Source organism: Phytopseudomonas daroniae (assembly GCF_004327285.1).
GTDB classification, from domain to species: Bacteria; Pseudomonadota; Gammaproteobacteria; order Pseudomonadales; family Pseudomonadaceae; genus Aquipseudomonas; species Aquipseudomonas daroniae.
In genome coordinates this window covers 45,323-64,188 of the sequence record NZ_QJUI01000018.1, presented here as the reverse complement: position 1 = coordinate 64,188, position 18,866 = coordinate 45,323, and the positions used below count along the sequence as shown (strand labels likewise).

The 18,866-nt window shown below is 63.2% G+C and carries 16 protein-coding genes; 10 read left to right on the top strand and 6 right to left on the bottom strand.

The features are described 5' to 3' along the window. Positions 1-52: 52 nt before the first annotated feature. Complete coding sequence (locus tag DNK06_RS19365) at positions 53-1,444, bottom strand: FAD-binding oxidoreductase (protein WP_131181636.1); 1,392 nt, start codon at positions 1,442-1,444, stop codon at positions 53-55. A 183-nt stretch (positions 1,445-1,627) separates the two neighbouring features. Between DNK06_RS19365 and serA the strand changes: the two genes are divergently transcribed. Beyond that, positions 1,628-2,857: a phosphoglycerate dehydrogenase gene (gene serA / locus DNK06_RS19360; protein WP_131181635.1), complete on the top strand. Its 1,230-nt coding sequence runs from the start codon at positions 1,628-1,630 to the stop codon at positions 2,855-2,857. 129 nt (positions 2,858-2,986) lie between these two features. On the opposite strand, the gene DNK06_RS19355 is transcribed toward serA, so the two are convergent. Next, the gene (locus tag DNK06_RS19355) at positions 2,987-3,610 is read right to left on the bottom strand and encodes a 2OG-Fe(II) oxygenase (RefSeq protein ID WP_131181634.1); all 624 of its coding nucleotides are present in this window, start codon (positions 3,608-3,610) and stop codon (positions 2,987-2,989) included. Positions 3,611-3,692: 82 nt separating this feature from the next. Between DNK06_RS19355 and DNK06_RS19350 the strand changes: the two genes are divergently transcribed. Continuing rightward, positions 3,693-4,451 (top strand): DUF2059 domain-containing protein, encoded by a 759-nt coding sequence (locus DNK06_RS19350; protein WP_131181633.1) that lies wholly within the window; start codon positions 3,693-3,695, stop codon positions 4,449-4,451. Positions 4,452-4,453: 2 nt separating this feature from the next. On the opposite strand, the gene bipL is transcribed toward DNK06_RS19350, so the two are convergent. Then, on the bottom strand, positions 4,454-5,386 hold the full coding sequence (gene bipL, locus DNK06_RS19345) for a phospholipase BipL (protein ID WP_131181632.1): 933 nt from the start codon (positions 5,384-5,386) through the stop codon (positions 4,454-4,456). A gap of 122 nt (positions 5,387-5,508) precedes the next feature. On the opposite strand from bipL, the gene DNK06_RS19340 reads away from it, so the two are divergent. Beyond that, complete coding sequence (locus tag DNK06_RS19340) at positions 5,509-6,084, top strand: DUF6436 domain-containing protein (protein ID WP_131181631.1); 576 nt, start codon at positions 5,509-5,511, stop codon at positions 6,082-6,084. A gap of 217 nt (positions 6,085-6,301) precedes the next feature. Next, on the top strand, positions 6,302-8,680 hold the full coding sequence (locus DNK06_RS19335; RefSeq protein ID WP_131181630.1) for a penicillin acylase family protein: 2,379 nt from the start codon (positions 6,302-6,304) through the stop codon (positions 8,678-8,680). A gap of 84 nt (positions 8,681-8,764) precedes the next feature. On the opposite strand, the gene rpmG is transcribed toward DNK06_RS19335, so the two are convergent. Together rpmG and rpmB are read right to left on the bottom strand one after the other, a co-directional pair. Further along, positions 8,765-8,920: a 50S ribosomal protein L33 gene (gene rpmG / locus DNK06_RS19330; RefSeq protein ID WP_083723973.1), complete on the bottom strand. Its 156-nt coding sequence runs from the start codon at positions 8,918-8,920 to the stop codon at positions 8,765-8,767. 9 nt (positions 8,921-8,929) lie between these two features. After that, on the bottom strand, positions 8,930-9,166 hold the full coding sequence (gene rpmB, locus DNK06_RS19325; RefSeq protein WP_084303647.1) for a 50S ribosomal protein L28: 237 nt from the start codon (positions 9,164-9,166) through the stop codon (positions 8,930-8,932). A 381-nt stretch (positions 9,167-9,547) separates the two neighbouring features. On the opposite strand from rpmB, the gene DNK06_RS19320 reads away from it, so the two are divergent. Further along, on the top strand, positions 9,548-11,125 hold the full coding sequence (locus tag DNK06_RS19320; protein ID WP_131181629.1) for an ABC transporter substrate-binding protein: 1,578 nt from the start codon (positions 9,548-9,550) through the stop codon (positions 11,123-11,125). A gap of 317 nt (positions 11,126-11,442) precedes the next feature. After that, positions 11,443-12,669: an esterase-like activity of phytase family protein gene (locus tag DNK06_RS19315; RefSeq protein WP_242674626.1), complete on the top strand. Its 1,227-nt coding sequence runs from the start codon at positions 11,443-11,445 to the stop codon at positions 12,667-12,669. A gap of 18 nt (positions 12,670-12,687) precedes the next feature. Here DNK06_RS19315 and radC read toward each other — a convergent pair whose 3' ends face one another. Beyond that, on the bottom strand, positions 12,688-13,362 hold the full coding sequence (radC, locus tag DNK06_RS19310) for a RadC family protein (protein ID WP_131181627.1): 675 nt from the start codon (positions 13,360-13,362) through the stop codon (positions 12,688-12,690). Positions 13,363-13,538: 176 nt separating this feature from the next. On the opposite strand from radC, the gene coaBC reads away from it, so the two are divergent. From coaBC to argB, 4 genes are all read left to right on the top strand, one after another. Further along, entirely contained in the window at positions 13,539-14,747 is a 1,209-nt protein-coding gene (gene coaBC / locus DNK06_RS19305; protein ID WP_131181626.1) for a bifunctional phosphopantothenoylcysteine decarboxylase/phosphopantothenate--cysteine ligase CoaBC, read from the top strand. 31 nt (positions 14,748-14,778) lie between these two features. Next, a complete protein-coding gene (dut, locus tag DNK06_RS19300; RefSeq protein WP_131181625.1) occupies positions 14,779-15,234 on the top strand; it encodes a dUTP diphosphatase in 456 nt (151 codons plus the stop codon). Positions 15,235-16,441: 1,207 nt separating this feature from the next. Continuing rightward, a complete protein-coding gene (gene algC, locus DNK06_RS25225) occupies positions 16,442-17,833 on the top strand; it encodes a phosphomannomutase/phosphoglucomutase (protein ID WP_207389948.1) in 1,392 nt (463 codons plus the stop codon). Between the two features lie 24 nt (positions 17,834-17,857). Next, a complete protein-coding gene (gene argB, locus DNK06_RS19290; protein ID WP_131181623.1) occupies positions 17,858-18,763 on the top strand; it encodes an acetylglutamate kinase in 906 nt (301 codons plus the stop codon). The last annotated feature ends 103 nt before the right edge of the window (positions 18,764-18,866 follow it).

Here is an 18,866-nt window from a genome sequence, read left to right as displayed (position 1 = left end):
CTCGCTTGAAGCTTGTGGGGGGGGCGACCATCCGTCTTGAAGCTTGTCGCTTTCAGTTGAAGATCTTGCCTGGATTCATGATGCCGTTGGGATCGAAGACCGCCTTGACCGCTTTCATATAGCCGATTTCTGCCGCCGAGCGGCTGTACTCCAGGTAATCGCGCTTGGTCATGCCCACACCGTGTTCCGCGGAGATCGAGCCGTTGTACTTCTCGACGGTCTCGAACACCCACTTGTTGACGGTGGCGCACTTGGCGAAGAACTCTTCCTTGCTCAGCGCTTCGGGCTTGAGGATATTCAGGTGCAGGTTACCGTCGCCGATGTGGCCGTACCAGAGCACTTCGAAATCCGGGTAGCTGCCCGAAACGATGGTATCGATATCGGCGAGGAACGCCGGCACCTGGGAGACCGTCACCGAGATGTCGTTCTTGTACGGCGTCCAGTGGCTGATGGTCTCGGAGATGTACTCGCGCAGTTTCCACAGGTTCTGCAGCTGCTGCTCGCTCTGGCTCATCACGCCGTCGAGCACCCAGCCCTGTTCGACACAATGCTCGAAGGTTGCAAGGGCGACGTTGGCCACATCCTCGTTGACGGCTTCGAATTCCAGCAGGGCGTAGAACGGCGTGCGGCTTTCGAAGGGCGCCGGCACGTCGCCACGGCCGAGGATCTTGTCCAGGCACTTGTCGGAGAAGAACTCGAAGGCGGTGAGGTCGAGCTTGCCATGGAAGGCGTGCAGCACCGGCATGATCGAATCGAAATCCGGCGTACCCAGCACCATGGCGGTGAGGTTGCGCGGCGCGCGATCCAGGCGCATGGTCGCTTCGACCACGAAGCCCAGGGTGCCTTCGGCGCCGATGAAAAGCTGGCGCAGGTCATAGCCGGTGGCGTTCTTGATCAGATCCTTGTTCAGCTCGAGCAGCTCGCCGGTACCGGTGACCACTTTCAGGCCGGCCACCCAGTTGCGGGTCAGGCCATAGCGGATCACCTTGATGCCACCGGCGTTGGTGCCGATGTTGCCGCCAATCTGGCTGGAGCCGGCGGATGCGAAATCCACCGGGTAATAAAGGCCCTTGTCCTCGGCGAACTGCTGCAGCGCGCCCGTGACCACGCCCGGCTGGCAGACCACGGTACGGTTGGACTCGTTGAAGTCGAGGATCTGGTTCATGTAGTCGAACGACACCACCACCTCGCCATTGGCCGCGACTGCCGCCGCCGACAGGCCGGTACGACCGCCCGAGGGCACCAGGGCGATCTTGTGGGCATTGGCCCAGCGCACGATGGCCTGCACCTGTTCGATGCTCTTGGGGAAGACGATGGCACTGGGGGCTGGCGCGTAGTGCTTGGTCCAGTCCTTGCCGTAGGTTTCCAGGGACGCGGCGTCGGTCAGCACCTTACCGGGCTCGACCAAGGTTTTGAGTTCTTCAATCGGCAGGTGATCGGTCATTTCAACTCTCGAAACATTCATGGTCGCCCTGAGAACCGTTCAGGTCGCAACCGAACAAGGAAAAGGGAAGCCATGCTAGCATATGCACCCCGCAAATCGCGCTTCGCCGCGAGCTGCAGGCCCATTGGCGCCAGCGCCGATACTTCTCCTGACACTTAATTTAGTGGGACAACAGGTACTCCGATGAGCACGACCTCTCTCGACAAGAGCAAGATCAAGTTCCTTCTTCTCGAAGGCGTCCACCAGAATGCAGTGGATACCCTGAAGGCGTCCGGTTACACCAACATCGAGTACCTCAAGACCGCGCTGTCCGGCGAGGAGCTGAAGGCCAAGATCGCCGACGCGCATTTCATCGGCATCCGTTCGCGCACCCAGTTGACCGAAGAGGTCTTCGACTGTGCGAAGAAACTGGTCGCCGTCGGCTGCTTCTGCATCGGTACCAACCAGGTCGACCTGAACGCAGCCCGCGAGCGCGGCATCGCCGTGTTCAACGCGCCCTACTCCAATACCCGCTCGGTCGCCGAGCTGGTACTGGCCCAGGCCATCCTGCTGCTGCGCGGTATCCCCGAGAAGAACGCTTCCTGCCACCGTGGCGGCTGGATCAAGTCGGCAGCCAACTCCTTCGAGATCCGCGGCAAGAAGCTCGGCATCGTCGGTTACGGCTCCATCGGCACCCAGCTTTCGGTACTCGCCGAAGCTCTGGGCATGCAGGTGTTCTTCTACGACGTGGTAACCAAGCTGCCGCTGGGCAACGCACAGCAGATCGGCAAACTGCACGATCTGCTGGGCCAGTGCGACATCGTTTCCCTGCACGTGCCTGAGCTGGCGTCCACCCAGTGGATGATCGGCGAGAAGGAAATCCGCGCCATGAAGAAGGGCGGCATCCTGATCAACGCCGCCCGTGGCACCGTGGTCGAACTGGATCACCTGGCTGCCGCGATCAAGGACGAGCACCTGATCGGCGCCGCCATCGACGTGTTCCCGGTCGAACCGAAGTCCAACGACGACGTGTTCGAGAGCCCGCTGCGTGGCCTGGATCGCGTGATCCTGACCCCGCACATCGGCGGTTCCACCGCCGAAGCCCAGGCCAACATCGGCCTGGAAGTGGCCGAGAAGCTGGTCAAGTACAGCGACAATGGTACGTCGGTGTCGTCGGTCAACTTCCCGGAAGTGGCCCTGCCGGCGCACGCTGGCAAGCACCGCCTGCTGCACATCCACGCCAACGTTCCAGGCGTGATGAGCGAGATCAACAAGGTGTTCGCCGACAACGGCATCAACATTTCCGGCCAGTACCTGCAGACCAACGAGAAAGTCGGTTACGTGGTCATCGACGTCGACGCCGAGTACTCGGATCTGGCGCTGGAGAAGCTGCAGCACGTCAACGGCACCATCCGCAGCCGCGTTCTGTTCTAAGCACGCCGTTGCAACGGAGAAGGGAGGCCTCGGCCTCCCTTCTTCATTTCTGCCCGTCCAGTTTTCGCAAGGCCGCTTCAGCCGCGTCCAACTCGTGTTCGTTGAGCACCTGCCCGCGGCGTAGCAAGGCTAGAGCGGGCCATCGCCACGACGGCGGAACCAGCCGGTCAATGACAACCGATCACGGCTGGCCGGCAGCACTTCATGGGGCACATCGGATGACAGGAACACCACCAGCGTGCCGGCCTCGGGGATGATGTCGCGCACCTGCCCGTCGGCCAGGTACAGGCGCAACGCCCCACCTTCCTCGGGCAGCCAGTCGTCGTTGAGATACAGCACTGCGGATACCGCACGGCGGTCGTCGTCGAGGAAACGATCCAGGTGCTTGAGGTAGAAAGCGCCGGGCGGATAGAAGGCGAAGTGGCTCTCATAGTCCACCAGCCCCAGGTAGAGGTTCTGGTTGATCGCCACGCGCAGTTCGTCGAGCAGTTGCAGGTAGCCATCGCAGGCCGGCGACTGCCCGGCCTCGAGCCACTGGATGTGATCACCACGCGTGCCTTCACGCACCGCCACGGCGTGGCTGCGGCCCGTGCCGGCCGGCGCCAGGCTGCCTTGGGAAATACGCTGGCGGCACTCTTCGGCCAATTGCCGAGTCAGAGACAGGGGGGCGAACCGGGTTTGCAACGACCATCCGAATTCGGCAAGGTCATCAATGATGCGGCTCAGCAGCGAATCGGAAATGTCGGTCGTCATGACGAGATTCTACCCTGTGTCGACTACACCTCGACAAGCTCCACCTGGCTGCCGAAAATAGCCGCCTCAGACCGGAGTCCTTATGCGCGCGTTGTGTTGTCTTTTGTTGTTGCTCCTGAGCCTTCCCACTTTGGCCGAGCCCCATGCCGAGCTGTATGAAAAAGCTGGCTGGCCGCAGCAACGTGCACACTTCAGCGATGCCCTCAGCGCCGCCCAGACCCGCTACAGCAATAGCCTGCCGCCGGCGGTTTACCAGGCACTGGTGAGTAACAGCAACCAGCGCTTCGCGGCCAGCGCCATGGATCAGCGGGCAGAAAGCAGCCTGCGCGAAAATCTGGTCGACCCGACGCCTGCCCTGCGCTTCTTCGAATCCCCCCTGGGCCAAAAGATCGTCGAGGCAGAACTGCTCGCCACGCGCCCGGATCAGTTGGCCAAGTACGCAGACGGCCTGCCACTCAGTGAGGCGGATGCCACACGCCGCCTGTTGATCCGCCACCTGGCCCAGGCGTTGCCGGCCAGCGAGGCAGGTGCGGAAATCAGCCTGGCCCTGGCGGGTGTCGCCGCCGACAGCCTCAGCCAGATGATTCCAGGCCTGCTGGGGGCCGGTGCCGCACAAGGCCTGCTCGACGGCCAGCGCCAACGCCTGATGGCGCAGATCGACAAGGATCTGGATAACACCCTGCTGCACGTCTACCGCAGGCTTTCCGATCCGGAACTGGAGGAGTTCGTCACCTTCGCCCAATCCAGCGAAGGCGCGGCTTACTACAAAGCCGCACTGGCAGCGATCCGTGCCAGCCTGGCGGTTGGCCAGAACGCCAACAGCCTGGCACCTGCCCACTAAACTCAGCTCAACTGCTCACCCAGATAATCGAAATAGCGCTGACGTATCGGCGCCACCTCGTTGGCCAGGTGATGACGGGCTTCGGGCAGGCGCAGGATGCGTGGCGCACTGAACTTGTCTTGAAGCACGCCGAGGTTGTGCCGCCAGTCCACCGTCATATCCGCCTCGCCCTGGATGATCAGCGGGCTGCGCGTGCTGCGTCGCGCCTGCTCGATACGCGGCACCCACCGGCTCAGCGCCCCGACCCAGACAGTCGGTACCATGCGCGGTTGCAAGGGATCACGGTTGCGCAGGAAGTCGAGGAATTCCAGGTCACTGGAGTTTTCGCTGAAGCGCCTCGGAACCTCCTGAACGAAACGGCGTAGCAGACGATAGCTGAGTTGCGACCAGTTCCAGCGGCACGGCCGTACCAAGGGTGCCAGCAAAATAGTCTCGCCCACCGCATCCAGCGGTTTACCGTTGAGCAGGTAGTCGATCAGGATCGCCCCGCCGGTGCTTTGCCCGCACAGGTGCCAGGGTTGCGGCAGCCCCAGTGCCTCAGCCTGTTGCAGCGCGGCGCCCAGCACCGTCTGGTACTCGGCGAAATCATTGATGCTGGCGCGAAGCCCGCTGGACAGCCCATGCCCGGGCAAGTCCACGGCAAGCACGGCGAAACCCATCTCCAGACCCCACTGAATCACGTGCCGATACAGGCCGCTGTGATCGTAATAGCCGTGCAGCAACAGCAAGGTCGCACGCGGCGCGTCTGGTTTCCAGACCTGGGCAGCGATGCGATAACCGCCCGCCTCGAACCAGCCCAGCCAGCTTTCGACTGCCTCCTGCGGCACGAATCCGTAAAACTGCCGGTAGGCAAGCTCCGCGGGCGACAACGACGCCGCGCTGGTCAGGGGGCGCAGACTGGCGACCAGGGATTCGGGCTGAAAGGTATCGAACATCAGGGCTATAAACTCTTTGATTCAAGGCAGCGTTACCTCGGCGGGCAACCGGTACAGTGGCGATATTCTGCTGCCGGGCTCGCCATGGCAAGCTAACGAAGTGTCCAACGAAAGCTGTCATCATGGCCCGTTCCCACCGCACAACCCTGCTCGCCTGCCTGATCGCGGTCATCTGGCTGGTCGCCATGGTCGCTGCCTTCTGGTGGTTCGAGGCGCGCTATCTGCGGCCCTTCAGCGACCGCACGACACTGTTCGATGGTGCCGAGCTACGCCTGCCCGCAGAACTGGCCGGCCCGGGCGAGATTCGCCTGGTGCATTTCCGGGATCCGGCCTGTCCCTGCAATATCGGCAATCAACAGCACCTCGCCGAACTGATGGAGCGCTATGCCGCTCGCGGCGTGACCTTCCATATCGTGCAGAAGCCGGGCGGAGATGGACGCCTGCCAAATACCCTGAACGCCCTGCAGCCACTTACCGGACTGACAGGCAGCGACAATCTGCCAGCCAGCCCGGCCGTGGCGATCTGGGATCAGCGCGGCGAGCTGGCCTATTTCGGCCCCTACAGCAGCGGCTTCACCTGCACCTCTGGCAACAGTTTTATCGAACCCGTACTCGACGCATTGCTCGATGGCCGGAAAGTCGTGGCCAACAACAATCTGGCCAGTGGCTGTTTCTGTGATTGGGCACAACTGCACTGAACGCCCAGCGAACAGGGGATAGCTTGCAAGGCTCAATCAACGCGCTGAATGCCATGGCCGGCGTGGCCCGTTTGGCCTCGCTGGCCAAGCACCTCAATGGCCTGTACGCCAGTTTCACGTCAGCCAGGGCCGTTCCAAATCCTGAACATGCCGCTGTCTTGCAGTCGGCGCCGATTGCTCGCAGCATAGGCGCCCGCGTGGCGACAAGGACGGCAGCATGAAACGCATCCTCATCATTCTGGTTGCCCTCGTGCTGACGGCAGCCGGCGGCGGCGCCTGGTACCTGCACAGCAAACAGCCGCAGCGTGATGGCCAGCTCGTACTGCAGCGGCTGAGCGCGCCCGTGCAGGTGCGCTATGACGAGCGCGGCGTACCGCATATCGAGGCGCAGGACGAAGCCGACATGTATCGTGCCCTGGGCTTCGTGCAGGCCCAGGATCGTCTGTTCCAGATGGAAATGCTGCGCCGCCTGGCCCGTGGCGAACTGGCAGAAATTCTCGGCGCCAGGCTGCTGCCCACCGACCGTCTGTTCCGCAGCCTGGAAATCCGCGTGCGCGCCGACCAACAGGCCCGCGAGCTGGATGCCAATAGTCCCCACGCCAGGGCACTCGCCGCTTACCTGGACGGCATCAACCAGTATCAGAGCAGCCGCCCGGCGCCGCTGGAGTTCGACCTGCTGGGCATCGAGAAACGCCCCTTCACCGCGGCGGACACCCTGTCCATCGCCGGCTATCTGGCCTACAGCTTCGCCGCGGCGCTGCGCAGCGAACCGCTGCTGACCCATATTCGCGACGAGTTTGGCAGCGACTACCTGAAGATCTTCGATATCGACTGGCACCCTGAAGGCGTGATCGATACTTCGCTCAGGCAGAGCGATTGGCAAATGCTCGAACGCCTCGCCCAGCTCAGCCAGCAGGCCCTGGCCGACAGCGGTCTGCCGCAGTTCGAGGGCAGCAATGCCTGGGCGGTGTCGGGCACGCGCACCGCCAGCGGCAAGCCGCTGCTGGCCGGTGACCCGCACATTCGTTTCGCCGTGCCGTCCGTGTGGTACGAGGCTCACCTCAAGCATCCGGGCTTCGAGTTGTACGGCCACCACCAGCCTGCGACGCCGGTGGCCTTTCTCGGCCATAACCGCGACTTCGCCTGGAGCCTGACCATGCTCCAGAACGACGACATGGATCTGATCGCCGAGCGCGTCAACCCGAACAATCCCGAGCAGGTCTGGTACCAGGGTCGCTGGGTCGATCTGCAACATCGCCAGGAGATCATCCAGGTCAAGGACGGCGAGCCGGTGCTCCTGGAGCTGCGCCGTTCGCCCCACGGCCCGATCATCAACGATGCGCTGGACAACGCTGACGGCACGACACCGATCGCCATGTGGTGGGCCTTTCTGGAAACCGAGAATCCGCTGCTCGATGCCTTCTACCGCCTGAACCGTGCCGACACCCTGGACAAAGGCCGCGCGGCCGCAGAACGCATCCATGCACCGGGCCTCAATGTGGTCTGGGCCAATGCCCATGGCGATATCGCCTGGTGGGCCGCGGCGAAATTGCCCAAACGGCCATTGGGGGTGAATCCGGCGTTCATTCTCGACGGCAGCAGCGACGCGGCGGACAAGCTCGGCTTCCAGCCTTTCAGCGCCAACCCTCAGGAAGAGAATCCAGCACGCGGCTATATCGTTTCGGCCAACTTTCAGCCGCGCTCGCCCAGCGGCATCGAGATTCCCGGTTATTACAACCCGCCGGAACGCGGCCAGCGCCTGAATCAGCACCTGGCCAACCCGGACGTGCGCTGGGATCTGCACAACAGCCAGGCCCTGCAGCTGGAGACCGGCACCGATTATGGCCCGCGGCTATTGGCACCGATCCTCGACGACCTGCGCGCCGCCGCGGCGGATGAGCATGAGCACAAACTGGTGGAATCGCTGGCGACCTGGACGGGTGATCATCCACTGGATTCGCTGGCCGCCACCCTGTTCAACCAGTTCACCTTCGAGCTGAGCCGCGCCACCATGGCCAAAAGGCTCGGCCAGACCTATTTCGAACAGTTACTGTCGACCCGCATGATCGACAGCGCGTTACCGCGTCTTACCGCCGATCCGCAGTCGCCCTGGTGGACGCGTGCCGACGGCCAGCCCCGCAGCCGTGCCGATGCGGTAGCCGAGGCCTGGCGCGCTTCCCTGCAGCACCTGCGGGCGACCCAGGGCGAGAACAGTGAACAATGGCGCTGGGGCCTGCTGCACACCCTCACCCATCAACATCCGCTGGGCGTGCAATGGCCGCTGAACGCATTGCTCAACGTTGGCCCGCTGGCAGCGCCTGGCGGTCATGAAACGCCCAACAACCTGTCGCACCGTATCGCCAGCGCGCCCTGGCAGGTGGGCCACGGCCCCTCGACGCGGCGCCTGGTCGATATGGCCGATGCCAGCCGCAGCCTGGGCATCAACCCGCTCGGCCAGAGCGGCGTGCCCTTCGACCGGCATTACCGCGACCAGGCGCAGCGCTTCATCGGCGGCGAATACGTGCCGCAGCACTTGAGCACTGAGGACGTCATCGCCAATACGCGCGGTACGCTGACCTTGCAACCTGCGCCCTGACAGACATCGACAGCCCGCCGAGGCAAATCCCAGGCATGAAAAAGCCCGCCATGAGGCGGGCTTTTCAACAGGGTCGCCGATCAATTACTTGATCTTGGCTTCCTTGTAAGTCACGTGCTTACGTACGACCGGATCGAATTTCTTGATTTCGATCTTGTCGGGCGTGGTGCGTTTGTTCTTGTCGGTGGTGTAGAAGTGGCCGGTACCGGCACTGGACACCAAACGGATCAGTTCGCGCATGATAGCTCCTTAAACCTTTTCGCCGCGGCTGCGGATTTCAGCCAGCACTACGTCAATACCACGCTTGTCGATGATGCGCATGCCTTTGGCAGTAACGCGCAGACGAACGAAGCGTTTTTCGGACTCGACCCAGAAGCGGTGATGCTGCAGGTTCGGCAGGAAACGACGACGGGTTTTGTTGTTGGCGTGGGAAATGTTATTCCCGGTTACCGGACCCTTACCGGTAACTTGACAGACTCTCGACATACCTCAGCCCTCTAAAACCACATGCCCAACCCGGCATGGGTTGGCCGCTTAATCTCTGTTTTTCGGCGCTGGGCGCCGCGTTTCTTCAGGGTCTTACCGGCGATAGATCGTAATCAAGCAACCGGGCCCCTAGAAAAGAGCGCTGCTTTATACCAGAAAGCCCCCGGAGCAACAAGCGCGAACACACTTTAATGGCGGGCCCAATGGCGCGCCGGCCCAGCCATGCAGGCGCGACCGGCAACGACCATTCGTCGCCACGATACGTTGTTCCCCTGCGACTTATCGCTTAGTGTCTGTTCACGCGTCAACGCGACCCACCTCAGTCAGCGTTTTCCATTCGACGGCCCGCCGGATGCGCGCCGTCCCGTTCAGGAGTTCACCATGCGTCTCGCTCTTTTGCCGCTGCTCATCGCCCCGCTGTTCGCCCAGGCCGCCACGCTCAGCGTCTGCACCGAAGCCAGCCCGGACGGGTTCGACGTGGTGCAGTACAACTCCCTGACCACCACCAACGCATCGGCCGACGTGCTGATGAACCGCCTGGTGGAGTTCGATGCCGCCAGCGGCAAGCTGGTGGCGAGCCTGGCGAGTGATTGGGAAATATCCCCGGACGGCCTTACCTATAACTTCACCCTGCGCCCCGACGTCCAATTCCATCGCACCGACTACTTCAAGCCCAGCCGCCCTCTGGAAGCCGACGACGTGCTGTTCAGCTTCCAGCGCATGCTCGACCCCGTCCAACCCTGGCACAAGGTCGCCACCAGTGGTTATCCCCACGCCCAGTCCATGCAATGGCCGGAGCTGATCAAGGCAGTCGAGAAGCTGGACACACACCACGTACGCATCGTCCTCAACAAACCCGATGCGACCTTCCTTGCCACCCTGAGCATGGGATTTGCCTCGATCTATTCGGCTGAATACGCCGACCAGCTGTTCAAGGCAGGCACTCCGGAGAAATTCAACAGCCAGCCCATCGGCACCGGCCCCTTCGTGTTCAGGCGCTTCCAGAAGGATGCGGCGGTGCGTTACGTCGCCAACGCCGACTACTTCGGCGGCAAGCCGAAAGTCGACGCGCTGGTGTATGCCATCACCCCGGACGCCAACGTACGTCTGCAGAAGCTGCGCCGAGGCGAGTGCCATATAGCCCTGTCGCCCAAACCGATGGATGTCGAAGCGGCCAGCAAGGATGCCAACCTCACCAGCGTGAAGACCGCAGCCTTCATGACCGCCTTCGTCGGTATCAACAGTCAGCATCCGCCGCTGGACAAGCCTGCCGTGCGCCAGGCCATCAACCTGGCGTTCGACAAGGCCAGCTACCTGAAAGCGGTATTCGAGAACAGCGCAGAACCCGCCAGCGGCCCTTATCCGCCCAACACCTGGAGCTACGCCAACGACCTGCCGGGCTATGCCCATGACCCGCAAAAAGCCCGTGCGCTGCTGGCCGAGGCGGGTCTGGCCGACGGTTTCAAGACCACCATCTGGACACGCCCGTCCGGCAGCGTGCTCAATCCCAATCCCAGCCTTGGCGCACAACTGCTGCAGGCCGATCTGGCTGGAGTCGGCATCACGGCAGAGATTCGCGTGATCGAGTGGGGCGAGTTGATCCGCCGGGCAAAGGCCGGCGAACACGACCTGTTGTTCATGGGCTGGGCGGGCGACAACGGCGACCCGGACAACTTCCTCACCCCGCAATTTTCCTGCGCCTCGGTGGAGTCCGGCCTGAACTTCGCCCGCTACTGCGACGCCAAGCTCGACAAGCTGATCGCCGACGGCAAGGCGATCAGCGATCAGGCAAAACGCAGCGCGCTATATAAGGACGCTCAGGCGATCATCCAGCAGCAGGCGCTGTGGCTACCCCTGGCCCACCCGACGGCCTATGCCCTGACCCGCAAGGATGTCGAGGGCTACAGCGTCAGCCCGTTCGGCCGCCAGGATTTCTCCAGGGTCAGCGTAAAGCCCTGATACACCGCTCGTTGATCGCCGCCCGCCAGCGTCAGATCCATGAACGTGGCAGGCAGCGGTTGCCAACCCGCAGGGCTCGGGCAGCCCTGGGCCAGCAGTTCGGCGACAGGCAGTTGTCACAGTCATGACATACGCCTGTTCCACCCTGTCCGTTCTTCATAGACGGGGTTGTTCAGGCCATGCGCTTCAATGTCAGTGTTTGCAAACTGCTAGCCACCACACTCTGCTGCGTCCCGCTCCTCTCTCACGGGCAGGACACGGCCACCGCCTACCCCGCGATACTGGCCGGGCACGCCGTGCTGCCGGCAGCCAGCTTCGTGAGCCCACCTGCGGATGCACCGGCAGATTTCGCCGTCAGCGGCAAATTCTCCAATGGCCAGCGCACAGAGAAAATCGGCAGCGTCGAGGGGATGTCGGCCAATCGTCCCACGGGCATGTCGCTGCCTTTCGAAGGCCAGCCGCTGCAGGGCCATTCCGGCATCAAGCACATGCCCGACGGCAGTTTCTGGATACTGACCGACAACGGCTTTGGCACCAAGGCCAACTCCGCCGACTCGATGCTCTACCTCAACCACTATGACGTCGACTTCCAGACAGGCGAGTTCGGGCGGTTGGCGACTGTATTTCTCAGTGACCCGGACAAGAAGGTGCCGTTTCGAATCGTTCATGAGGGCTCGAAAGCGCGCTACCTGACGGGCGCCGATTTCGACCCCGAGAGTTTCCAGTTCGCAGGTGATGCCATCTGGATCGGCGACGAGTTCGGGCCTTACCTGATCAAGACCGACCTGCAGGGCCGGGTGCTGAACGTATTCGACCTGCAGGTAGCGGGCAAACCGGTGCGCTCGCCTGACAACCCCGCGGTGAAGCTGCCTGGCTGGCCTGCCGAACCGATGAGCTTCGAGGTGCGTCGATCCAAGGGCCTGGAGGGCATGGCGGCCTCCAGCGACGGCAGCAAACTCTATGCACTGCTCGAAGGCCCCTTGTGGGATGCAGCCAGCAACGACGCCGAGCAGCACGATGGCAAGAACGTGTTGCGCATGATCGAGTTCGACGTCCAGCGCGAGGTCTGGACGGGCCGCCACTGGCTGTACCCCCTGGAGCAGCCCGGCCACGCCATCGGCGACTTCAACATGATCGATGCCACCAGCGGGCTGATCATCGAACGCGACAATGGCGAAGGCACGCCCGACAAGGCCTGCCCTGCAGGCGAGACCGGCAGCACCTGCTTCTCGGACATCGCCCGCTTCAAGCGCGTATACAAGGTGGCCCTCGACGACAGCAACCTAGGCAAGCCGGTGCGCAAGGTCGGCTATGTCGACCTTCTCGCGATCCAGGATCCGCAAGGCCTGGCACGTAAGCCGTTGAACGACGGGGTGCTGACCTTTCCGTTCTTCACCATCGAGAACGTCGACATCGTCGATGATACGCACATCGTCGTCGGCAACGACAACAACCTGCCGTTCTCCAGCAGTCGCGATCCCAACCGCGCGGATGACAGCGAACTGGTTCTGCTGAAAGTGGGCGAGCTGCTGCAAGCCAGATAGCCGGCATGGCCATGCAGGCTACATCCAGCCGCGCTCGGCCATGGACAACGGCTCGCCGTCGCCGACGATGAAATGATCGAGAATACGCACCTCGACCAGTGCCAGGGCATCCTTCAGTCGCCGGGTCAGCACGCGATCCGCCTGGCTCGGCTCGGCGACGCCTGACGGATGGTTGTGGGTAAGAATCAACGCGGCGGCATTGTGTGCCAGGGCACGTTTAACGACCTGTCGCGGGTAAACGCTGGCGCTGTCGATGGAGCCCTGGAACAGCGCCTCGAACGCCAGCACGCGGTGCTTGGCATCGAGAAACAGGCAGCCGAACACTTCGTGGGGTTCGTGACGCAGCAGCGCCTTGAGGTAATCACGCACCGCCTGCGGGCTTTCCAGGGCTGAATCACGGCGCAACTGCTCGGCCAGGTGCCGACGGGCCATTTCCAGCACCGCTTGCAACTGGGCGAACTTGGCGGGCCCAAGCCCGAGGCGTTGACTGAATGAAGGCAAGTCGGCCTGTAACAGCGACCGCAAGCTGCCAAAGTCGGCGAGCAGATGACGCGCCAGATCCACCGCACTCTGCCCCGCTACACCGGTTCGCAGGAAGATCGCCAGCAACTCGGCATCGGTCAGGCTGGCTGCGCCCTGAACCAGTAATTTTTCCCGCGGGCGCTCTGCCGCGGGCCACTCACGAATACTCATAAGACGCTCCTTGTCCTTCCAATTCGGCATCGCGTACCGCCGGCAACAGGCTTGCCCGGCACGCCGCTGCTCCCCTGCTGCCGCTGTGCTATCGTAGCCCGGTTTTTCGCGTGGTGCCGGGCCTGGGGAGGTCTCGGTCACCTGCGTCTGTAACTACACACGACAAAGGCAGAGTTATGCAGCGGCTGTATCGCAAACGCATCATCCTCGGCGTGGGTGGCGGCATCGCGGCGTACAAGAGCGCCGAGCTGGTTCGCCGACTCAAGGATCAGGGCGCCGAAGTGCGCGTGGTCATGACCCAGGGCGGTCGTGAGTTCATTACCCCCCTGACCCTGCAGGCGCTGTCCGGCCACCCGGTGCATCAGGATCTGCTCGACCCGGCTGCAGAAGCCGCCATGGGGCATATCGAACTGGCGCGCTGGGCCGATCTGGTATTGATCGCGCCGGCGACCGCCGACCTTATGGCACGCCTGGCACAGGGCGTGGCCGATGATCTACTGACCACCCTGGTACTGGCCACCGATGCGCCCGTGGCCCTGGCCCCCGCAATGAACCAGGCGATGTGGCGCGACCCTGCAACCCAGGCCAATGCCGAGCTGCTGCGCGCGCGCGGTCTGCGCCTGTTCGGGCCGGCATCCGGCAGCCAGGCCTGCGGCGACGTGGGCATGGGCCGCATGCTCGAAGCCGATGACCTGGCGCAGCTTGCTGCCGACAGCTTCGAGCACCGGGCACTGACCGGCAAACACGTGCTGATCACCGCCGGCCCGACCCAGGAAAACATCGACCCGGTGCGTTACATCACCAACCACAGCTCCGGCAAGATGGGCTTCGCCCTCGCCGAAGCCGCGGTGGAAGCCGGCGCCAAGGTCACCCTGATCAGCGGCCCGGTACACCTGGCGACGCCGGATCGGGTCAACCGCATCGACGTGGTCAGCGCCCGCGACATGCTCGCCGCCTGCGAAGCGGCCATGCCGTGCGACATCCTCATCGCCGCGGCAGCCGTCGCCGACTACCGCCCGGAAGTTGTCGCCCAGCACAAATTGAAGAAAGATCCCAACAGCGGCGATGGCCTGCTGTTGCAGATGGTGCGCAATCCGGACATTCTCGCCACCCTCGCACATCGCGACGACCGCCCCTTCAGCGTCGGTTTCGCCGCCGAGACCGAGAACCTGTTGGCATACGCCTCGCGCAAGCTCCAGGACAAGAACCTCGACCTGATCGTCGCCAATGACGTGGCCAACCCCAGCATCGGCTTCAACAGCGAAGACAACGCGATCACCATCATCGATCGCGAGCTACACCAGAGCAGCTTCGCGCAGACCAGCAAAGGCAAGATCGCCCGGCAACTGATGAGCTTCATCGCCGCGCACCAGCCCAAACCCTGACATTCATCAGCACGGACTACCTGATCGCCCCATGCACGCCCTACAAGCCAAGATTCTCGACCCCCGCCTCGGTAACGACTTCCCCATGCCGGCCTATGCCACTCCAGGCTCGGCAGGCCTCGACCTGCGCGCCATGCTCAAGGAAGACCTGACTCTGGAACCGGGCCAGACCGTATTGATCCCCACTGGCTTGGCGATCCATATCGCCGATCCTGGCCTGGCGGCGCTGATCCTGCCGCGCTCGGGCCTGGGCCACAAACACGGCATCGTGCTCGGCAACCTGGTCGGGTTGATCGACTCCGACTACCAGGGCGAGTTGATGGTGTCGTGCTGGAACCGCGGCAACACCGCCTTCAAGATGGCGATCGGCGAGCGCATCGCCCAACTGGTGCTGGTGCCCGTCGTGCAGGCACGCTTCGAAGTGGTCGAGGAATTCGACGACAGCGAGCGCGGCGCCGGTGGTTTCGGCCACTCAGGTAGCCACTGAAGCAGACTCAATCGCCAGGAGACGTTCGATGAAAGGCTTCAAACGCTCGCCCAAGGAAGAACGCTCCGGCGACTCGCAAACTATCTCCCGACCGAAACACAAGGCCACGACCGAGCTGCTGCCCGGCGCCCTGGCGGCCACTCTCGGCGTGGTGCTGGCCGGCGCGCTGCTGTGGGTCACCGCCGTCACTCCGGCCCAGCAGCGGCAGCAGGAGCAATTGACCCAGGCCTGGGGCAAGAGCCAGGCCGCCAGCCTGCAACAGGCGCTCAAACAGCTCAGCGCCGACACCCTTGTGGCAGCGCGCAATCCGGAGCTTTCGCGAGCCCTGCAGAGCGGCGACGAGCAGCAACTGCGCAATGCCGAACAGGCGCTGCGCTACTGGAACGGCGTGGTCGATGCCCAGCTCAACCTCACCGGCCAGGCCGTTCCGGACAGCAGCCGCACAGCGCCGATGAACTTCGCCGCACTGGACATGCTGCGCCGCCTCGAGAGCGGGCAGGCACCGGCTGTCGAAGCCTACCGGGTGGGCGAACGTTGGCTGGCCTACAGCGTCGCCCCGGTGCGCCAGGACGAGACCCGGCCGATGCTCGGCACCCTGCTGCTGGCCGTCGACCTCAACCGAGTGCTCGCCAACCTGCCGCCGCTACCGGCCGATGTCGGGCAGATCCAACTGGTGCAGCGCTTCGACGGTGGCGCCCCGCAGGTACTGACTCAGCGTGGCCAAGCCGATGGTAACGCCCAGGCATTCGCGACCGGCAACCCACACTGGACGCTGAACTTCACACCAGCCTCCAGCCTCGGCAATAACGGGTTGTCGCCAGCGCTGCTGGCGCTTGCGCTGCTGGTCGCGCTGGCCGGTGCCCTGGCAGGGCTCTACCTGGTCAACCGACGCCTGCAGCAGCGCCTGAAAAGCGACATATCGCAATTGACCCAACTGGTAAAAGAACTCTCCGCGGGCAAAGCCGTCAAAGCCTTCAGCTTGAGCCTGCCCGCCCTGCATGACCTGGCGCAGAACCTGAGCCGACTGCCCCGTCGTGCCCAGGAACCGGCCAAACGCCCGGATGTCGTCGCCAGTCAGCAACCCAGTAGTAGTGTCGCGGCCAAGCCAGCGGATCTCGTAAATCCGCTGTTTCAAGACACCGATATCCTCGATATCGACATTCTCGACGACGACCAGGATCTCCTGGGACTGGAGCAGACCCCGACCATGACCGCGCCGCAAGCCCCGAAACTCCCTGCAGACATCTTCCGTGCCTATGACATCCGCGGCGTGGTAGGCGCTGGCCTGACTCCGGAAACCGCGTACTGGATCGGCCGCGCCATCGGTTCCCAGAGCCAGGCCGAAGGCGAGCCCAACGTCTCCGTCGGCCGTGACGGCCGCCTGTCCGGCCCGGTGCTGGTGCAGCAACTGATCCAGGGCCTGGTCGACAGCGGTTGCCAGGTCAGCGACGTCGGCATGGTGCCGACGCCAGTGGTGTACTACGCCGCACACGTGCTGGCCGGCAAGTCCGCGGTAATGCTCACCGGCAGCCACAATCCACCGGACTACAACGGTTTCAAGATCGTCATCGCTGGCGATACCCTGGCCAACGAGCAGATTCAGGCGCTCAAGACACGCATCGACGACAACGACCTGGTCAGCGGTGAAGGCAGTGTCGAGGCCATCGACCTGCTGCCGCGTTACCTGGAACAGATCCGCAACGATATCGCCATGGCCAAGCCTCTGCGCGTGGTGGTCGACTGTGGCAACGGCGCCGCGGGCGTGATCGCACCACAGCTGATCGAAGCCCTGGGCTGCAAGGTGATCCCGCTGTACTGCGAGGTCGATGGCAACTTCCCCAATCACCACCCGGATCCGGGCAAGCCCGAGAACCTGGTCGACCTGATCGCCAAGGTCAAGGAAGAGAACGCGGACATCGGCCTGGCCTTCGATGGCGATGGTGACCGCGTTGGCGTCGTCACCAACACCGGCGCCATCGTCTACCCGGATCGCCTGCTGATGCTGTTCGCCAAGGACGTGGTGTCGCGCAATCCGGGCGCCGACATCATCTTCGACGTCAAATGCACCCGTCGCCTGACCCCGTTGATCAGCGGCTACGGCGGTCGCCCGGTGATGTGGAAGACCGGCCACTCGCTGATCAAGAAGAAGATGAAGGAAACCGGCGCCCTGCTGGCAGGCGAAATGAGCGGCCACGTGTTCTTCAAGGAGCGCTGGTTCGGCTTCGATGACGGCATCTACGCCGCCGCCCGCCTGCTGGAAATTCTCAGCCAGGACAAGCGCACCGCCGAGCAGGTGTTCGCTGCGTTTCCCAATGACGTGTCGACCCCGGAACTCAACATCCAGGTTACCGAACAGACCAAGTTCCCCATCATCGAGCGGCTGCAACGCGAAGGCCAATGGGGCGAAGCCAGTGTGACCAACCTCGATGGTGTGCGCGTCGATTACCCGAAAGGCTGGGGCCTGGTGCGTGCATCCAACACCACGCCGGTTCTGGTGCTGCGCTTCGAAGCGGAGAACCAGGCAGAACTCGAGCGGATTCAGGAACTGTTCCGCTCGCAGCTGCGCATTGTCGCCCCCGATATCAAATTACCGTTCTGACCCGCCCAGCACTGGAGCCCCCGCATGACCCTAGAGCGTGATGCCGCCACCAATATCGCCAAGGTTCTGTCCGAAGCATTGCCGTACATTCGCCGCTTCGTTGGCAAGACCCTGGTGATCAAATACGGCGGCAACGCCATGGAAAGCGACGAGCTGAAGACCGGCTTCGCCCGCGACATCGTGCTGATGAAGGCCGTCGGTATCAACCCGGTGGTGGTACACGGCGGCGGCCCGCAGATCGGCGATCTGCTCAAGCGCCTGTCCATCGAAAGTCACTTCATCGACGGCATGCGCGTTACCGATGCGCAGACCATGGACGTGGTGGAAATGGTGCTCGGCGGTCAGGTCAACAAGGACATCGTCAACCTGATCAACCGTCATGGCGGCAGCGCCATCGGCCTGACCGGTAAAGACGCCGAGCTGATTCGCGCCAAGAAACTCACTGTCAGCCGCCAGACCCCGGAAATGACCCAGCCGGAAATCATCGATATCGGCCATGTGGGTGAAGTCACCGGGGTCAATGTCGAACTGCTGAACATGCTGGTCAAGGGCAACTTCATCCCGGTGATCGCGCCGATCGGCGTGGGCCCGGATGGCGAGTCCTACAACATCAATGCCGACCTGGTGGCCGGCAAGGTCGCCGAGGCGCTGAAGGCAGAGAAGCTGATGCTACTGACCAACATCGCCGGCCTGATGGACAAACAGGGTGAAGTCCTCACCGGCCTGACCACCGAGCAGGTCGATGGCCTGATCGCCGACGGCACCATCTACGGCGGCATGCTGCCGAAGATCCGTTGCGCACTGGAAGCGGTGCAGGGCGGCGTGACTACCGCGCACATCGTCGACGGTCGCGTGCCGAATGCCGTGCTGCTGGAAATCTTCACCGACACCGGTGTGGGCACCCTGATCAGCAACCGCAAGCGTCACTGAGCGATCCGTGAAACGAAAACGCCGGCTTCGCAGCCAGCGTTTTTGTTTCCGTAGGGTGGGTTAGGTGCCTGTCGGAAATCGGCAGCTGCACAAGCTTCATGCG